The organism is Pseudoalteromonas aliena, from assembly GCF_038155085.1.
Classification (GTDB): Bacteria; Pseudomonadota; Gammaproteobacteria; order Enterobacterales; family Alteromonadaceae; genus Pseudoalteromonas; species Pseudoalteromonas aliena_A.
The window spans coordinates 127,734-143,514 of sequence record NZ_JBAKAU010000005.1; the positions used below are offsets into that span (position 1 = coordinate 127,734).

Below are 15,781 nucleotides of genomic sequence, written 5' to 3' on the forward strand. Positions count from 1 at the left end.
GCTTATCCTTAAGTTAAGTTATTCCACGAGTTGTTAAGTGTTTTTTTAATCTCTATAGCAATAATACATATAACCGCTAACAAAATGACTAAATGCACTGTAAGTATCGTGTTTAGGTCAAAAACGGATTGTTGAAATAAAAAAGTTTGTAGTTTTTCATGTTGGGTGAAAAATAGCGCAATAATAACTATGTGAGTTATCACAAATGCAGTAAAAAAGAGCTTTAAAAATAAATAACATATTTGGTAGCTGCGAGCGCCCATTGCACGTCTTAATGCAAGCTCTGTGGATGATTTAGCCGTAAGCTGTTTAATACTGCTGTAGTTGTATAAAAACGCAGAGAGTAGAAGAATTGAGGAACACACCACGGTAATTATAAGTAATGCATTTCTAGGGGCTTGCTCATTTTTTACTAAAGAAGAAAGGGAGGTAAGTGATAAATCGTTAAAGTTTACACTTAATGCTCTTACTGCCGTTTGGAGTTCATTTTCAACTTGTGTGATGGGCGCATAAGTTTTAATTATAATTGTTTCAAAACCTGTCATGGCACTTATTACATTATATACAGTGGGCTGAACCGGTGTGTCGGCTCCTTCGTTATAAATATCATTAACAACGCCAACTACTTTATGTTTTACTTTTCCAGTATCAAATTGGGCTAATAAATAAGCTTGGCTTAGTCCTGTGCCTGCAAAGTATTGATCCCATAAAGCGCTGTTAACGACAATGTTTTGGTACTGTTGCCATTGCAGGCTTTGCCCAGAAATAAGCTTAGCGCCAATAGTTTTAAAGTAATGCGGGCTCACTCTATGGCTTGCGGTACTGGCGCTTTTACCCGAACTGATAGCCTGTCCGGTAACGGTGTACCATGCACTAAACCCACTGCGATCTGATAGGGGCGGGGCTGAGCTAAGTGATACTTCTTCAATAATGGGCAGTGAATTTAATTGCTGAATTAACTGTTGAGCAGAATTATTTGCATTAAAGGCCTCGCTAGGTGATTGTGGAAAACTAAAGCTGGCAATTAGAATATTATCTGCATTAAAACCCATACTTTTATTATTTAAATTAATCTGGCTGTAAATAACCAAACTACTAATGTAAACACTTGTAATAGCAAGGCTAGTAAGTAATGAAAGCAATGAGAACACTTGTACTTTTTCGCTTGTTGTTGCACTTTGGCCGCGTCCAATACTGCTGTGTATCCACCTTCGCTGAAAATAACTAAGCGCCGATAAAAAAGTAATAATAACAATGTAAAATACCGCCAGCGTAAATAATGAAAAAGAGCTGCTTAGCTTATTCAGGCTTGGTAATAAAATTGCGCTAATGCGGTCGCTCAGTGGATACAAAACGCACATTACAATAATAAGTAGTAGGCTTGTGAGTGCAATATCAATAATTTGCTGCACAAAAATGTGTGTGTTATTGGCTCCACATAGTTTGCGTATAGTTTCTTCTTGTTGCTTTTTAATTGACTCTGCACAGTAAAATGCACAAAAAGCAATGAAGCTAAATGTGAGTAAAATATAATAAAGTAACTGCAATAAATTTAGGCGCTTTATTATTTTATTAAAGTGAGTCGGATTAACGCCAATACCATCACTAAACTTAAGTTCGGTGTTATCAAATATAAACATCTCTTTTTGTAAGTGCTTATTTATAGAACTTAAAAAGAGTGTTCTATTTTTAATGTTTCCTAGAATATACGTAAATGTATCTGGGGTTAGGCTACTTTCTTGAGGCAAAATATGTTTGAGTTGCGAGTAAGGAATAACGAGTTTAGGTTCATAGGCACGTTTAAAGCTTTTAAACTCTTTTGGCATTACAGCAACAATGTTTATGCTTTTATTATTAACAACAAGCTGTTTGCCAATAATATCAGTGACACCTTTAAAATGAGTATGCCAAAACGAATAGCTAATGGCGGCACTTAGTGCGCTGCCTTGTTTTGGGTAATTTAATTGTTCAAAGCTGCCTAAAGCAGGAATGATACCTAATTGTTTATAACCCCCCGATATAAAGCTTACCTTAACAGGCTCGCTATTATGATTAATCGAAAGCTTTAATGATAAATCAATAGAGCGTTCAAAAACGCCGACTAAATTTTGGTGCAATAAGATTATTTCATCAAAAATGTATTCATCAACGGGTAAGTCATTTTGAGTGTCACTTAAGTAAACTTGTTTAATGTTGTGGATGTTATTTATTGCCGTGTAATCGGCTGATAAAAACTGACTATGAATATTACTTACATTTAAAATTAGACATAAAGGAATACTCAGCAACAAACAGCTAAGCCATAATTTAGTATTTTGCTTAGCATATTTTAGCCAGTTTAAGGTCAGAACAGTAATTAAGTTCAGCATCAAAAACCTTGCGTACTAAGCTGTCCGTCTTGAATATACAAACGCGTTTTTGCTGTTTTAGCATGGTTTTCATCATGTGTTATTAAGCAAATTGTTTTGCCTTCGTCGTTTAGCTTATTGAGTAACTGATATATTTGTTCGCTATTACTCGAATCTAAATTACCCGTTGGCTCATCGGCTAAAATAACAGAGGGCTCATTTATTAATGCTCTAGCAATAGCAACTCTTTGTTGTTGCCCGCCTGACAATTGGCTTGGCTTTCTATCAATAAATTCAAGCATATTTACTTTATTAAGCGCAGCTTTAACTTTTTTTTGATAATCCTTTCTAGGTACCGACTTGTTGTAACTGAGTGGCAAAGCCACATTATCAAATATGCTTAAATGATTTAATAAATTAAAGTTTTGAAATATAAAACCAAGTTCTCTATTTTTAATGGCTGCAATAGAGTAGGGTGTTAAGTCTGCTGTATTAGTGCCTAAAATAGTGTATTGCCCTTGGCTAGGTAAGTTTAGTAAACCTAAAATAGAAAGTAAGGTACTTTTACCACTGCCAGAAGTACCGGTTATTGCAATGTAGTCACCACTGTTTATTTTAAAACTTACAGCTTTGAGGGTATCAATTTTGGTATTAGGATATTGATAAAAAACATTTTTAAACTCTATCAGCGGATAACTCATTTAAAAGCACCTATTAAATTAAAGTTATTTTTAGTGGCGTAATCAGCAGGCAGCAATAATACATAATTACTCTGTAGCGTTTCATTAAAGCTCAAGGTGTCTTGCTCAGTCGTTTTATAATTTATATTAGTAAGAACAGCTTCACTCGATGGTGTTATTTCGTAGACCTTCCATTTGCTGTAGTTATCAAAATCATTCGGTTTTTTAATGTTTTGAGTTACTAAAGATTGCTCCAAATAAATATGAGCTTCTATTGCTTGGCTGCTTCTAAGCCATGATGGAGGGGAAGCGTCTAAAACTAAAAATACATTAATAGCGCCATTTCTTATTACCGTATCAATATAATCTACCTTAGCTGCAATTGTGCCACTGGGTGTAACTATGTCTGCTTTTTGGCCTATTTTTAACTGATTAGATGAGTACTGAGGGACTTGTATTTTAGCCAGTAAGTTGTCGGTCTCTATTAACTCAAACAGCGATTGTCCTTGAGTAACCGCTTGACCTAACTTAGCTAAGTTTTGGCTTACAGTACCGTCAAAGTTTGCTGTGAGTGTTAGTTGCTCTTGACGCCTTTGTAAATAACTAAGTTTGTTTTTTGCGATGTTTACTTTGTTATCAAGCGCAATTAATTGCTGACCAAATGCCTCTTTAAATAGACTAAGTTCACCATTTTTAGCATTAACTTCAAGTTCACTTTGTTTGTAAAGCATTTCGCTTTGTTTAAAGCGAATTGCAGAAATAATACCTTGTCCCATTAAAACTTTATTAGCATTTAATTCAAGCGCTTGCTGCTGCAATGCCATTTTAGCTTTAGATAAGTCGACTTTAATTTGCGAGAGCTTAATTGCTAAATTGCTTTTATCAATAGCCACTTGAGATTCTAAATTAAGCTGCTCGTAACTCGCATTATGTATATCTTGTTCCAATTCGTAGTTATTCAGTTTTGCTAATACTTGGCCTTTCTTTATAGCTTGCCCTTCACGAATTGTAAGTGTGTTGATATTGCCTTTTAGCGGCGCAGACAAAAGCTCTCTTTGTGTAGGCTCTATTGTACCAATCCCTTTTAATACATTAGGTGAGGATATTTTAGTAACAAGTATTGGTTTCAAATAGCGAGCAGGTATGCCATCAGAGAATAGTGCTAATTTAATTAAATAGCCAAGAGCTATTAACAACAATAAAGTCCCAATTATGAATGGAGCTTTCTTTTTTTGTTTTACGATTAAATACTCTTCCATTAGTACAACCCGCTAAGTGCTTTTATTATTTTAAAAATAGACTAAACGTTATTTAAGTTAGAGTTTTCACTTTCCTTATAAAAAGGATGTGAGGTTAATATCTAGCAGACTAACAGTCTGAATATTCATCAACTCGTTCCCAAAATACACTCAGTTATATCACTACTAAGTTAACGATGTAAATTTTATTTTAATGTAATTTAGGGCAATAGAGATTTAATTATTTTACTTCTGATGATGTGGGGTAGAGAAACTATTACGTTGCTATACAAAAACGACTTTATTTGCGCAGCTAAAACAGACGACGTATTTAAAGCACTGTAATTAAAAATTAATTGAGCAAACTAAAAAGGCACTTTTCAGTGCCTTTTTTATTGCATTAATTGTGTATTAAATACGATGCTTATTTAAGATTTATCGCTATTTAACATGTCATCGTGCTCGGCCATATCCCAAGGTAGCTCACCTGGGCTGTTACCTAAAAAGTGTAAGTAATTCTCAAATTGATCAAGAATATCTTTCACAATATCATCTTCACTGTAACCATACACATCGTAAGATTGCCCACCACGACGTAAGAAAACATCAGCCTTGTAATACATTTCGGTGTTATCAATATCGGGCTTTAGTTCTGAATAGGCAAAGCTTGGCATAGGGTGTTCGGTTAGACGAATGTCATATACAAAATCAACATGCTCATGTCGTAGCACAGTTAAATGAGCACGGCCTAAGTCGGTATCAAAATCAACCTCTGCATGCCATTGTCGAGCTTTTAATTCAGCCTGAACGGCTTGCATTGCTTGTACCACCACACTACTAATGAAGGTGTGTACTTTTTCTCTATTGGGGTAATTAATCATGGCGGCTAAACGGCGCTTCCAATGAGATAAGTTGACATTACGGCCATTGAACGCATGTGCTTGTAAGCTAGTATCGCGATGGCCTTCAATAATCAGTGCTCGCCAAAGCCCGGCGGTTGCAATAAGCATAATAATCGCAAAGGGTAAGGCACTGGCTATAGTCATAGTTTGTAGTGCACTTAACCCACCTGCTACTAATAAAACAGCAGCCACAGCACCCTCTAGGACAGCCCAAAATACGCGTTGCCATGCAGGCGTATTAATATTACCGCCAGAGGCGAGGGAATCAATAACTAATGATCCTGAGTCAGACGAGGTTACAAAAAAGGTAATAATTAAAATAACGGTGAGTAGCGAAATAATAAATGACAACGGTAGCACTTCAAATAATTGAAACAAGGCAACAGCTTGGTTGGCTTGAACGTCAGTAATTAAAGTATTGAACCCTTCATTCATTATTAGATTTAACGCGGTATCACCAAACACAGAAAACCACAAAAAGGTAAAAATAGTCGGCACTAGCATCACGCCTACAACAAATTGCCTAATGGTTCTGCCGCGGCTAATTTTAGCGATAAACATGCCAACAAAGGGAGCCCAAGCAATAGTCCAACCAAATATAAAGAGTGTCCAGTTACCAATCCAATCACTACGGCTATACGCCTGTAAATTAAAAGTACGCTCAACAATACCGCTAAGGTAGCTGCCGGTATTTTGTAAAAACGATTCAAGAATATGAATAGTAGGACCAATAAAAAATACAAAGGCCATTAATGACACTGCAAGTGTCATGTTTACAATAGATAAGCGTTTTACTCCTTTATCCATACCTGCCACTACAGAGAACGTGGCCGCTGCTGTAATAATGGCAATAGCAGTAATTTGTACAGTGGTATTAATAGGAATACTTGGCCATAAATAATGCAGCCCGGCATTAATTTGAGTAACGGAAAGTCCTAACGTTGTAGCAATACCAAATAGCGTGCCTAATATGGCAAACACATCAACAGTGTGACCAATAGGGCCATATATTTTATCCCCAATAAGTGGATACAACGCTGAGCGAATCGACAGTGGAAGGCCATGGCGAAATGCAAAATACGCAAGGACTAAACCGACAATTCCATAGATTGCCCATATGTGAAAACCCCAATGAAAAAATGCAATTTGCATAGCTTGCTTGGCGGCGTCGACGGTTTCTGCTGCGCCTGCGGGCGGAGATGCATAATGGAGCACGGGCTCTGCTACACCAAAATAAAGTAATGCAACTCCGTAACCGGCTGAAAATAGCATGGCAAACCATTCAGCGAAACTGTATTGCGGCTGCGCATGATCAGGACCCAGCTTGATATTCCCCCAGCTAGAGGTTGCAACACAAACGATGAAAACTAAGAAAATAGCGACTGATAACATATAAAACCAACCAAAGGTTTCTGTTATCCACTTTAGGGTTACACTGAATGCTTGCCCTGCCAGTTCAGGGTTGCTACTTGTACCAATTACCAAGAGCAGAATAATAAACACTGCAGGTAAAAATACCGGTAGCAAAATAGTTGAGCGTAAAGCAGTTTTTGTCATATTAATCCTTAATATTAATTGCTAACTTTCAATTATGCTTTATCACCTTATTATATCTTGAGTGTGTTGGCTAATTCAGTCTCTTGTTTTGTATATAAGTGTTTTTACAGCAAACGTTTTTATTATTTCGATTAAACACTCACTTTTACTTTATAACGCTATGTTTTAGATGACATCTTAAATTCAATAATGATTTGTGAGTGAATATTAATGGAGAGAACAATTAGGGATGAAATTTTAGATTTTACAGGTTCAACTAATATATTACTTATTAAGACAAATATAATACTGTTTGATTAAGAGCTCACTACTGTAAACAAAAAAGCTCTAAACCAAAGGTTTAAAGCTTTTAATATACAATCAAACTTTTGCTAATACACTAAACTTTAATGTGTTGTTGGGTTTCGTTTTGCTTAACCAACGTACGATTAACACCAATCTGCTTAGGGCTTACAGCTAAAAGCTTATCGCTTCTTTTTAATCATCAATTGAGCGTAGTAGGGCGTTGATACCTACTTTTTCACGTGTTTGCTTATCTACTCTTTTCACGATAATAGCAGCGTAAAGGCTGTGGGTGCCATCTTTTGACGGTAGTGCGCCTGGTACAACTACTGCGCCTGCTGGTACGCGGCCGTAGTGAATTTCGCCAGTTTCGCGGTCGTAAATACGGGTGCTCTGGCTGATGTAAACGCCCATTGAAATTACCGCGCCTTCTTCAACAATTACGCCTTCAACAATTTCAGAACGTGCGCCAATAAAGCAGTTGTCTTCAATGATAGTTGGGTTAGCTTGTAGAGGCTCTAAAACACCGCCTATGCCTACGCCACCTGATAAATGTACGTTCTTACCAATTTGTGCACACGAGCCTACAGTCGCCCATGTATCAACCATGGTGCCGTCATCAACATATGCACCAATATTTACATACGATGGCATAAGTACGACGTTTTTACCTACAAAGCTGCCTTTACGTGCAACTGCGTTTGGTACGACGCGCATACCGCCTTGCTGAAATTGCTCTGGCGTATAGTCACTAAATTTAAGTGGTACTTTGTCGTAAAATTGGTTTACGCCGTCGTTCATTGGTTGGTTTTCGCGAATACGAAACGACAGTAATACGGCTTTTTTAAGCCATTGGTGTACAACCCATTCACCTGATATTTTTTCAGCAACGCGCGCAGCGCCGCTATCAAGTAAATCAAGTGCGTCGATAATGGCTTGTTTTACGTCGCTTGATACTGTGCTTGGGCTAATGCTATCGCGGTTGTCCCATGCGTTTTCGATCATCGTTTTTAAATCTGACATGTGTGTCCTCTATTCTGTTTCGGCGTTGAATTTTTTACGTAATGCCTGATGAATTTTTGCTTGCTCTTCATCAGTCAGCGCTTGGTATTCGTTATTAGATACAACAAAGAAATCCTCGGCACGTTCACCTACCGTTGTAATTCGGGCAGCGTGAATATGTAGTAAATGCGCTTGGAAAACTTCGGCTATTTTGGTTAGTAAACCTTGTATATCGACGGCTTGAATTTCTATTAAGCTACGGTCTTTACGTGCATGTGGGCGCAACACAATTTTAGGTTTAATATTAAAATCTTTAAAGCGTTGAGAGCGGCTCTTTTTAAAACGAATTTTCTTACGTGGATCGCTAAGTGCTTGTTCTAGTCCACGTTTAATTGATTGCGCTCGACCGCTCGCTATAGGGTCGCCACTTACTTCAAGTATTACAAAATTAAATAGTACGTAACCATCTTTGGTGGTAAGTACTTGAGCATGTTGTATTTGTGCTTTTTTAGTACCGATTACACTTACTAGACGAGCAAACAATGGCCCAGAGTAGGGGCTGTATACAAAGACTTGTGTGCCACCATGCATGGCTTTATCTGATACAACTACACTTGGCTGGCTTAAATCTGTACATTTAAGTAGATGTTCGCTGTGCCACGATATTTGTTGCTCACTAAAGGCGGTAAAGTAATTTGCTTTAAAACGGCTCCAAATTAAGTCAATTTGTTCTTCAAAGTGGCCTAAATTCAGTAAGCGCTGCTTAGCTTGGTGCTTTTTATCACGTATTTGGTCGCGTTGATCCATTGGGTTTTCAAGACCTAGGCGTAACGCGCGTTGAGTATGTAAGTAGAGTTCGCGAAGTAGCGTGTTTTTCCAGTCGTTCCATAGATTGTCGTTGGTTGCGCGAATATCGGCAACGGTTAAACAATATAGGTAGTCGAGCTGGCGTTCAGTCTTTACGCGTGATGCAAAGTCTTTAATTACACCCGGGTCGTTTATATCTTTACGCTGAGCAGTTACCGACATAAGTAAGTGGTTACCAACAAGCCAAGATATTAGCTTGCCGTCTGACGATGGGAAACCATGTAATTTAGAAAAAGCAATCGCATCAACCGACCCTAGTTCTGAGTGATCTCCACCACGGCCTTTAGCAATATCATGAAATATTCCGGCTAAATAAAGCAGCTCGGGCTTATCCATTCGGGTCACTATCTCACTACAAATAGGAAATTCACTAATACCGGTTTTATCAAAAAATTGGTAAATATTTTTAATGAGCTTATGGGTGTGCTCATCTACCGTGTAGGCATGAAATAAGTCAAACTGCATTTGCCCAAATATATTACGCCATTGTGGTAAGTAAGCGGCCAACATGCCGTGTTTATGCATAAGCGTAAACGCGCGGCCCATGCCATTAGGGTGTTTTACCAAACGTAAGAATGCTTCACGACAGGCTGCGTAATCTTGTAAATCGCCTAATAGGCGCCTACGAACTTGGCGAATTGTGCGTATGGTGCTTGGATAAATATGAGTGATTTCAGGGTTGTCGGCTATGTGTTCAAATAAAACAAATAGCTGGTCGCGCCTAAAAAACACAGATGGATTTTTCACTCTAATTTGATGACCAACACGTTCAAAATTTCTATCAAGTTCTACAACTGGCGCTTCTATGGTTTCTGGAATAATGCTTTGTTCAAAGTACGACAGTAGCATTTGATTAAGCTCGCGTACGCGGCTCATTATTCTAAATAAGCGCTTCATCATGCGCTCAACCGACGATTTACCATCACTACCAAAACCTAAAATTTCAGCGGTATTGGGTTGGTGATCAAACAACAACCGGTTTTCTGAGCGACCCGCAGCTAAATGCAGCGCAAAGCGAATATTCCATAAGTTCTCTAGGCACTCTGAAAGTTCTTGAAACTCTTCATGAGTTAAATAGCCGTGGCTTATTAGTTCTTGTAGGGTTTCGGCTCTAAAGTGCTTTTTAGCAACCCAAATTATAGTTTGTAAGTCGCGCAGGCCACCTGGGTTTTCTTTTATATTTGGCTCTAGGTTATATGCTGTGCCGTGGCATTTTTTGTGGCGAAGGTTTTGCTCTTGCACTTTAGCAACAAAAAACTCACCTGAGCGCCTAACTGGGGTTTCGATAATATGCGTTTTGAGTTTTTCAAACTCAATGTGGTTACCAAAAATAAGGCGGCTTTCAAGCAAGCTGGTGGCAAATGTAACGTCTTCACGTTTTTGTTCAATAGCTTGTTCTATTGTGCGTACGCTGTGGCCAATCTCTAAATTGAGATCCCATAGCATAGTGACAAATTGGCCTATTTTTTCGCATATTTCTTCGCTTGGCGGTTTAGTTACAAGCAATAAAAAGTCGATGTCGGAATAGGGATGTAGCTCGCCACGTCCGTACCCGCCTACTGCTATCAATGCTAAATCAGGTTCGCGCGCTAAGTCGTAAACATGAAATAGTTTTATTAGCAGGCGGTCAATAAACTCAGCCCGGGCATTGATTAAATTCCCAACCGGTTGTTTAGAAAATTCGTTATGTAACCACTTATAAAAATAGCTAGAACAATCGCGATAATCACTAAGTTGCTCAGCATCGCTAAGCAACTTCTTTACTTTGTTGGGTAATGCCACGTGGGCCGGCTCCTAATTTTTTATTTATTATTAGTGTTCTATGATCCTGTCGAGAGTATCATCTGATCGTAGCGTTAAAATTTCAACACCATTTTCAGTCACTAATAAAGTATGTTCCCACTGTGCAGACAAGCTACGGTCGCGAGTTACTACAGTCCAATCATCTTTAAGGAGTTTACATTGGCGTTTACCCGCATTAACCATTGGTTCAATGGTTAAGCACATGCCCGCTTTTAAAGTTTCGCCAGTACCCGCTTTACCATAATGCATTACTTGTGGTTCTTCATGAAATCCTGCGCCAATGCCATGGCCGCAGTACTCACGCACAATTGAATAGTTAAAACCTTCAACATATTTTTGAATAGCTTCGCCAATATCACCTAAACGTACACCTGGTTTTACCATTTTAATAGCAATGTATAAGCTTTCTTGTGTTACTTCTGCAAGACGTCTGCCTTGAATGTTTGGTGTACCAACGTGGAACATTTTAGATGTATCGCCGTGGTAGCCATCTTTAATGACAGTAACATCGATATTTACGCTGTCGCCGTCTTTTAATGGTTTGTCATTTGGAATTCCGTGACAAATAACATGATTAACTGACGTACAAACAGACTTAGGGAAGCCATGATAGTTTAGCGGAGCCGGGATCGCTTTTTGCACATTAACAATATAATCATGACAAATTGTATTTAGCTCGTCAGTAGTCACACCCGGCACTACATGTGATTCGATCATTTCAAGTACGTCCGCCGCTAAACGCCCGGCTATACGCATTTTTTCAATTTCTTCAGGGGTCTTGATAATAGCGCTCATTGAGGCTCCAAGGTTGCGTTTTTTAACATTTGTCGCCGCACAAATTTTGCACGCGACGTTGAGTATTTAATTTTAATATGGTATAAAGCGCGCCGTCTTTTTACAAATAAATTCTTAAATGATTTTTTGTATTTAAGGCAAACACAATTTTATTTTAACACACACACGTATCGTCACATACACTTGGGTGCATTTGAAGTTTAAATACTTCGGTGTTGGTGCTATGGGATATGTGGAGGCCTAACCCTAAACAACTATAGAGGATCTATAAAATGGCAAACGTTTCAATGCGCGATATGCTTCAAGCTGGTGTTCACTTTGGTCACCAAGCACGTTACTGGAACCCTAAGATGAAGCCTTTCATCTTCGGCACACGTAACCGTGTACATATCATCAACCTTGAGCAAACTGTACCAATGTTCAACGATGCACTTAAGTTTTTATCAAGTGCTGCAGCAAACAAAGGTAAAGTTCTTTTCGTTGGTACTAAGCGCGCAGCAAGCGACGCAGTTAAAGAAGCTGCTTTACAAAGCGACCAGTTCTTCGTAAATCACCGTTGGTTAGGTGGTATGTTGACTAACTGGAAAACTGTTCGTCAATCAATCAAGCGTCTTAAAGACCTTGAAGCACAAAGCCAAGATGGAACTTTCGAGAAATTAACGAAGAAAGAAACGTTAATGCTTAACCGTGAAATGGAAAAGCTTGAGAAGAGCCTCGGTGGTATCAAAAACATGGGCGGTCTTCCTGACGCGATTTTTGTTATCGATGCTGACCATGAGCACATTGCTATCCGTGAAGCAAACAACCTAGGTATTCCAGTTGTAGCAATCGTTGATACTAACTCTAACCCAGACGGCGTTGATTACATCGTTCCAGGTAACGATGATGCTATCCGTGCTGTAAGCCTTTACACTAGCGCTGTTGCAGCTGCTATCACTGAAGGTCGCGAGAATAACATCGTTGCTCAAGCTGAGAAAGACGATTTCGTTGAAGCTGAGTAATTAGCTGTCATCAAGTCTTCATCTTTTTAAGGTGAAGACTTGCTATTCTTGTCGAGCGGGTAACCCGCTTATCTAACCTGATTTCAGATTTGAGGATTTACTAATGGCTGTAACTACTGCCCTAGTTAAAGAATTACGCGAGCGCACAGGCGCTGGCATGATGGATTGTAAAAAAGCGTTAACTGAAACTGATGGCGACATCGAGTTAGCGATTGAAAATATGCGTAAAAGTGGCGCGGCTAAAGCTGCTAAAAAAGCAGGTAACATTGCTGCTGAAGGTACTATCATCATCAAGCAAAATGCGGGTGTTGCAGTATTAGTAGAAGTTAACTGTCAAACAGATTTCGTAGCAAAAGATGTAAGCTTCTTAGCATTTGCTAACAAAGTTGCTGACGCTGCAATCGCAGAAACAATTTCTATCGAAGACTTACAAGCTAAGTTTGAAGAAGACCGTGTTGAGCTAGTTACTAAGATTGGCGAAAACATCAACGTACGTCGCCTGCAGTACATCGCTGGTGAAAACCTAGTTGAGTACCGTCACGGTGAGCGTATTGGTGTTGTTGTTGCCGGTGTTGCTGATGAAGAAACTCTTAAGCACGTTGCAATGCACGTTGCTGCTTCAAGCCCTGAGTACTTAACGCCTGCTGATGTTCCTGCAGACGTTGTAGAAAAAGAAAAGCAAGTACAAATCGATATCGCGATGAATGAAGGCAAGCCTGCTGAAATCGCTGAGAAGATGGTTGTTGGCCGTATGAAAAAATTCACTGGTGAGGTTTCTCTTACTGGTCAAGCTTTCATCATGGAACCTAAAAAATCTGTTGGCGAAGTTCTTAAAGAGAAAAATGCAACAGTTACTGGCTTCGTACGTGTAGAAGTTGGTGAAGGTATCGAGAAGAAAGAAGAAGATTTTGCTGCTGAAGTTGCTGCTCAAATTGCTGCAGCTAAAGGTGAGTAAGATTTGCTCGTTGTGATGCATAAGGAAATTAGATGCAATTAAAGTACTATTTGGTTTTGCTTCACAGCTAGAAATTCTTTAAAATAACCGCGCTTTTATGTTTAACATAAGCGCGGTTATTTTTTATCCATAATTCAATAAAAGTTGGCCCCAATACAATGATTATTAATCGAAAACCTATTTTTAGACGTGTTCTTCTCAAATTAAGCGGTGAAGCTTTAATGGGAGACGCAGGCTTTGGCATTGATCCAAAAGTTTTAGATCGCATGGCTCAAGAGATTAAAGAGCTGGTAGAGCTCGACGTAGAAGTGGGTTTAGTTATCGGCGGTGGTAACTTTTTACGAGGCGGATCGCTTGCAGAAGCAGGTATGAACCGCGTAGTAGGCGATCACATGGGGATGCTTGCTACAGTGATGAACGGCCTTGCAATGCGTGATGCGCTTCATCGTGCATTTGTAAATTGTCGTTTAATGTCGGCTATACCACTCAATGGTGTATGTGACGCTTATAACTGGGCTGAAGCAATTAGTTTATTAAAAACAGGCCGCGTAGTTATTTTTGCAGCGGGTACAGGTAACCCATTTTTCACTACTGATTCAGCAGCTTGCTTGCGCGGTATTGAAATTGAAGCAGATACTGTAATTAAAGCAACAAAGGTTGATGGTGTTTATAGTGATGACCCAGTTAAAAACCCAGATGCTACGCTTTATAGCCATTTAAGTTACAATGAAGTTATAGACAAAGAATTAAAAGTTATGGATTTAGCTGCGTTTACTTTGGCTCGTGATCATAAAATGCCATTAAGCGTGTTTAACATGAACAAATCAGGCGCGCTAAAACGCGTAATTATGGGTGAAGAAGAAGGAACACTTATTTCTTCACAAGCCTCAGATGAAGTAATCAAATAATTAGGATTGTACCGTGATTAACGATATTCAAAAAGATGCGCAAGCGCGTATGCAAAAAAGTGTAGCTGCATTAGGCAGCCAATTATCTAAAATTCGTACTGGTCGTGCCCACCCTGCAATTTTAGATGGTATTATGGTGTCGTACTATGGTGCAGATACACCACTTAACCAAGTAGCTAACGTGACGATTGAAGATTCACGTACACTTGCTATTGGTGTATTCGACAAATCTTTAGCGCAAGCAGTAGAAAAGGCTATTATGGCCTCTGATTTAGGTTTAAACCCTATGTCTGCAGGTACTGTTATTCGTGTTCCATTGCCTCCACTTACAGAAGAGCGTCGTAAAGATTTAATTAAAATTGTACGTGGCGAAGTAGAAGGCGGTCGTGTTGCTATTCGTAATGTTCGTCGTGATGCTAACGGTGATGTTAAGTCTTTATTAAAAGAAAAAGACATTTCTGAAGATGAAGCGCGTCAAGCTGAAGATGCAATCCAAAAGCTTACAGATAAGTATATTAAAGAAATGGATGCACAATTAGCTGCTAAAGAAACTGAATTGATGGAAATCTAATTCAATAAATAACCTACACTTTAGGTTATTAAATATATTAGTTTTGAAACGCCGTCTGGGGTATACTAGGCGGCGTTTTTTTATGGAATAGTCAATATTTATGGTTCTAGACGCTGACACAGTTTCACAGCAATGTTTACCTAAACATGTTGCCATTATTATGGATGGCAACGGGCGTTGGGCACAAGCTAGAAATAGACCGCGTGTGTATGGGCATAAAAAAGGCGTAGATGCAGTTCGTCAATCTGTTCAGTTTTGTACTAAATTAGGAATACAATCGTTAACCTTATTTGCTTTTAGTAGTGAAAACTGGCGCCGCCCTGAAGACGAAGTAAACACTTTAATGGAGCTTTTTTTATTTGTTTTAACAAAGGAAGTTAAGAAGCTTCATAAAAACAATGTAAAATTGACAATTATTGGAGATTTAACACGATTTTCAGAAGGGTTACGTAGCAAGGTAGACGCTGCACATCAGCTGACTGAAAATAACACCGGGCTGTGCTTAAATATTGCAGCTAATTACGGTGGTCGTTGGGATATGACTAATGCCGCAAAGCAGCTTGCTTTGCAAGTGGCGAAGGGTACTCTCAATGCAGAAGATATTACAGAAGAGCGCCTAGCGCAGCATATGAGCATGGCGGATCAGAGCGAACCTGATTTGCTTATTCGCACCGGTGGCGATGTCCGTATTAGTAACTTTTTACTATGGCAAGCTGCTTATGCAGAGCTTTACTTTACCGAGACACTTTGGCCTGATTTTAATGAAGCAGCATTTGCTGAGGCCATTGCATGTTACGTTGCCAGAGAGCGACGTTTTGGTTGTACGGGCGAACAAATAAAACAATTACTCGCTCAAACCTAAAAATAGAATA

At 39.0% G+C, this 15,781-nt stretch carries 12 protein-coding genes and 1 pseudogene; 6 read left to right on the top strand and 7 right to left on the bottom strand.

The genetic code is table 11. From position 1 onward, the window contains the following. Nucleotides 1–8 precede the first annotated feature (8 nt). From V6260_RS07275 to V6260_RS07285, 3 genes are read right to left on the bottom strand one after another with little or no spacing between them, the layout of a single operon-like run. Nucleotides 9–2,369, bottom strand: a complete 2,361-nt coding sequence (locus tag V6260_RS07275) for a hypothetical protein (RefSeq protein WP_341593398.1) — start codon at nucleotides 2,367–2,369, stop codon at nucleotides 9–11. Beyond that, nucleotides 2,369–3,049 (bottom strand): ABC transporter ATP-binding protein, encoded by a 681-nt coding sequence (locus V6260_RS07280; RefSeq protein WP_341593400.1) that lies wholly within the window; start codon nucleotides 3,047–3,049, stop codon nucleotides 2,369–2,371. The genes V6260_RS07275 and V6260_RS07280 overlap by 1 nt, the downstream gene beginning before the upstream one ends. After that, on the bottom strand, nucleotides 3,046–4,287 hold the full coding sequence (locus V6260_RS07285) for an HlyD family secretion protein (RefSeq protein ID WP_341593402.1): 1,242 nt from the start codon (nucleotides 4,285–4,287) through the stop codon (nucleotides 3,046–3,048). The genes V6260_RS07280 and V6260_RS07285 overlap by 4 nt, the downstream gene beginning before the upstream one ends. A 228-nt stretch (nucleotides 4,288–4,515) precedes the next feature. Between V6260_RS07285 and V6260_RS19650 the strand changes: the two are divergent. Then, nucleotides 4,516–4,611: pseudogene (locus V6260_RS19650) on the top strand (4a-hydroxytetrahydrobiopterin dehydratase); the annotation flags it as partial. 83 nt (nucleotides 4,612–4,694) lie between these two features. Here the strand turns inward: V6260_RS19650 and V6260_RS07290 are convergent. The 4 genes from V6260_RS07290 to map all read right to left on the bottom strand — a co-directional run bounded on the left by V6260_RS07290 (nucleotide 4,695) and on the right by map (nucleotide 11,474). Next, the gene (locus tag V6260_RS07290) at nucleotides 4,695–6,725 is read right to left on the bottom strand and encodes a BCCT family transporter (RefSeq protein WP_341593404.1); all 2,031 of its coding nucleotides are present in this window, start codon (nucleotides 6,723–6,725) and stop codon (nucleotides 4,695–4,697) included. A 477-nt stretch (nucleotides 6,726–7,202) separates the two neighbouring features. After that, entirely contained in the window at nucleotides 7,203–8,030 is an 828-nt protein-coding gene (gene dapD, locus V6260_RS07295) for a 2,3,4,5-tetrahydropyridine-2,6-dicarboxylate N-succinyltransferase (RefSeq protein ID WP_341593406.1), read from the bottom strand. A 9-nt stretch (nucleotides 8,031–8,039) separates the two neighbouring features. Continuing rightward, a complete protein-coding gene (gene glnD, locus V6260_RS07300; RefSeq protein WP_341593408.1) occupies nucleotides 8,040–10,658 on the bottom strand; it encodes a [protein-PII] uridylyltransferase in 2,619 nt (872 codons plus the stop codon). Between the two features lie 30 nt (nucleotides 10,659–10,688). After that, complete coding sequence (gene map, locus V6260_RS07305; protein ID WP_341593409.1) at nucleotides 10,689–11,474, bottom strand: type I methionyl aminopeptidase; 786 nt, start codon at nucleotides 11,472–11,474, stop codon at nucleotides 10,689–10,691. A 272-nt stretch (nucleotides 11,475–11,746) separates the two neighbouring features. Here map and rpsB point away from each other — a divergent pair, with 272 nt between their 5' ends. The 5 genes from rpsB to V6260_RS07330 all read left to right on the top strand — a co-directional run bounded on the left by rpsB (nucleotide 11,747) and on the right by V6260_RS07330 (nucleotide 15,771). Continuing rightward, on the top strand, nucleotides 11,747–12,475 hold the full coding sequence (gene rpsB, locus V6260_RS07310) for a 30S ribosomal protein S2 (protein WP_341593411.1): 729 nt from the start codon (nucleotides 11,747–11,749) through the stop codon (nucleotides 12,473–12,475). A 103-nt stretch (nucleotides 12,476–12,578) separates the two neighbouring features. Continuing rightward, nucleotides 12,579–13,430, top strand: coding sequence for a translation elongation factor Ts (gene tsf / locus V6260_RS07315; protein WP_341593413.1), 852 nt, complete (start codon nucleotides 12,579–12,581; stop codon nucleotides 13,428–13,430). A 158-nt stretch (nucleotides 13,431–13,588) separates the two neighbouring features. Further along, nucleotides 13,589–14,338 (top strand): UMP kinase, encoded by a 750-nt coding sequence (gene pyrH / locus V6260_RS07320; RefSeq protein WP_341593414.1) that lies wholly within the window; start codon nucleotides 13,589–13,591, stop codon nucleotides 14,336–14,338. A 49-nt stretch (nucleotides 14,339–14,387) separates the two neighbouring features. Then, nucleotides 14,388–14,909: a ribosome recycling factor gene (gene frr / locus V6260_RS07325; RefSeq protein ID WP_425355704.1), complete on the top strand. Its 522-nt coding sequence runs from the start codon at nucleotides 14,388–14,390 to the stop codon at nucleotides 14,907–14,909. A 100-nt stretch (nucleotides 14,910–15,009) separates the two neighbouring features. Continuing rightward, on the top strand, nucleotides 15,010–15,771 hold the full coding sequence (locus V6260_RS07330; protein ID WP_341593417.1) for an isoprenyl transferase: 762 nt from the start codon (nucleotides 15,010–15,012) through the stop codon (nucleotides 15,769–15,771). Nucleotides 15,772–15,781 lie beyond the last annotated feature (10 nt).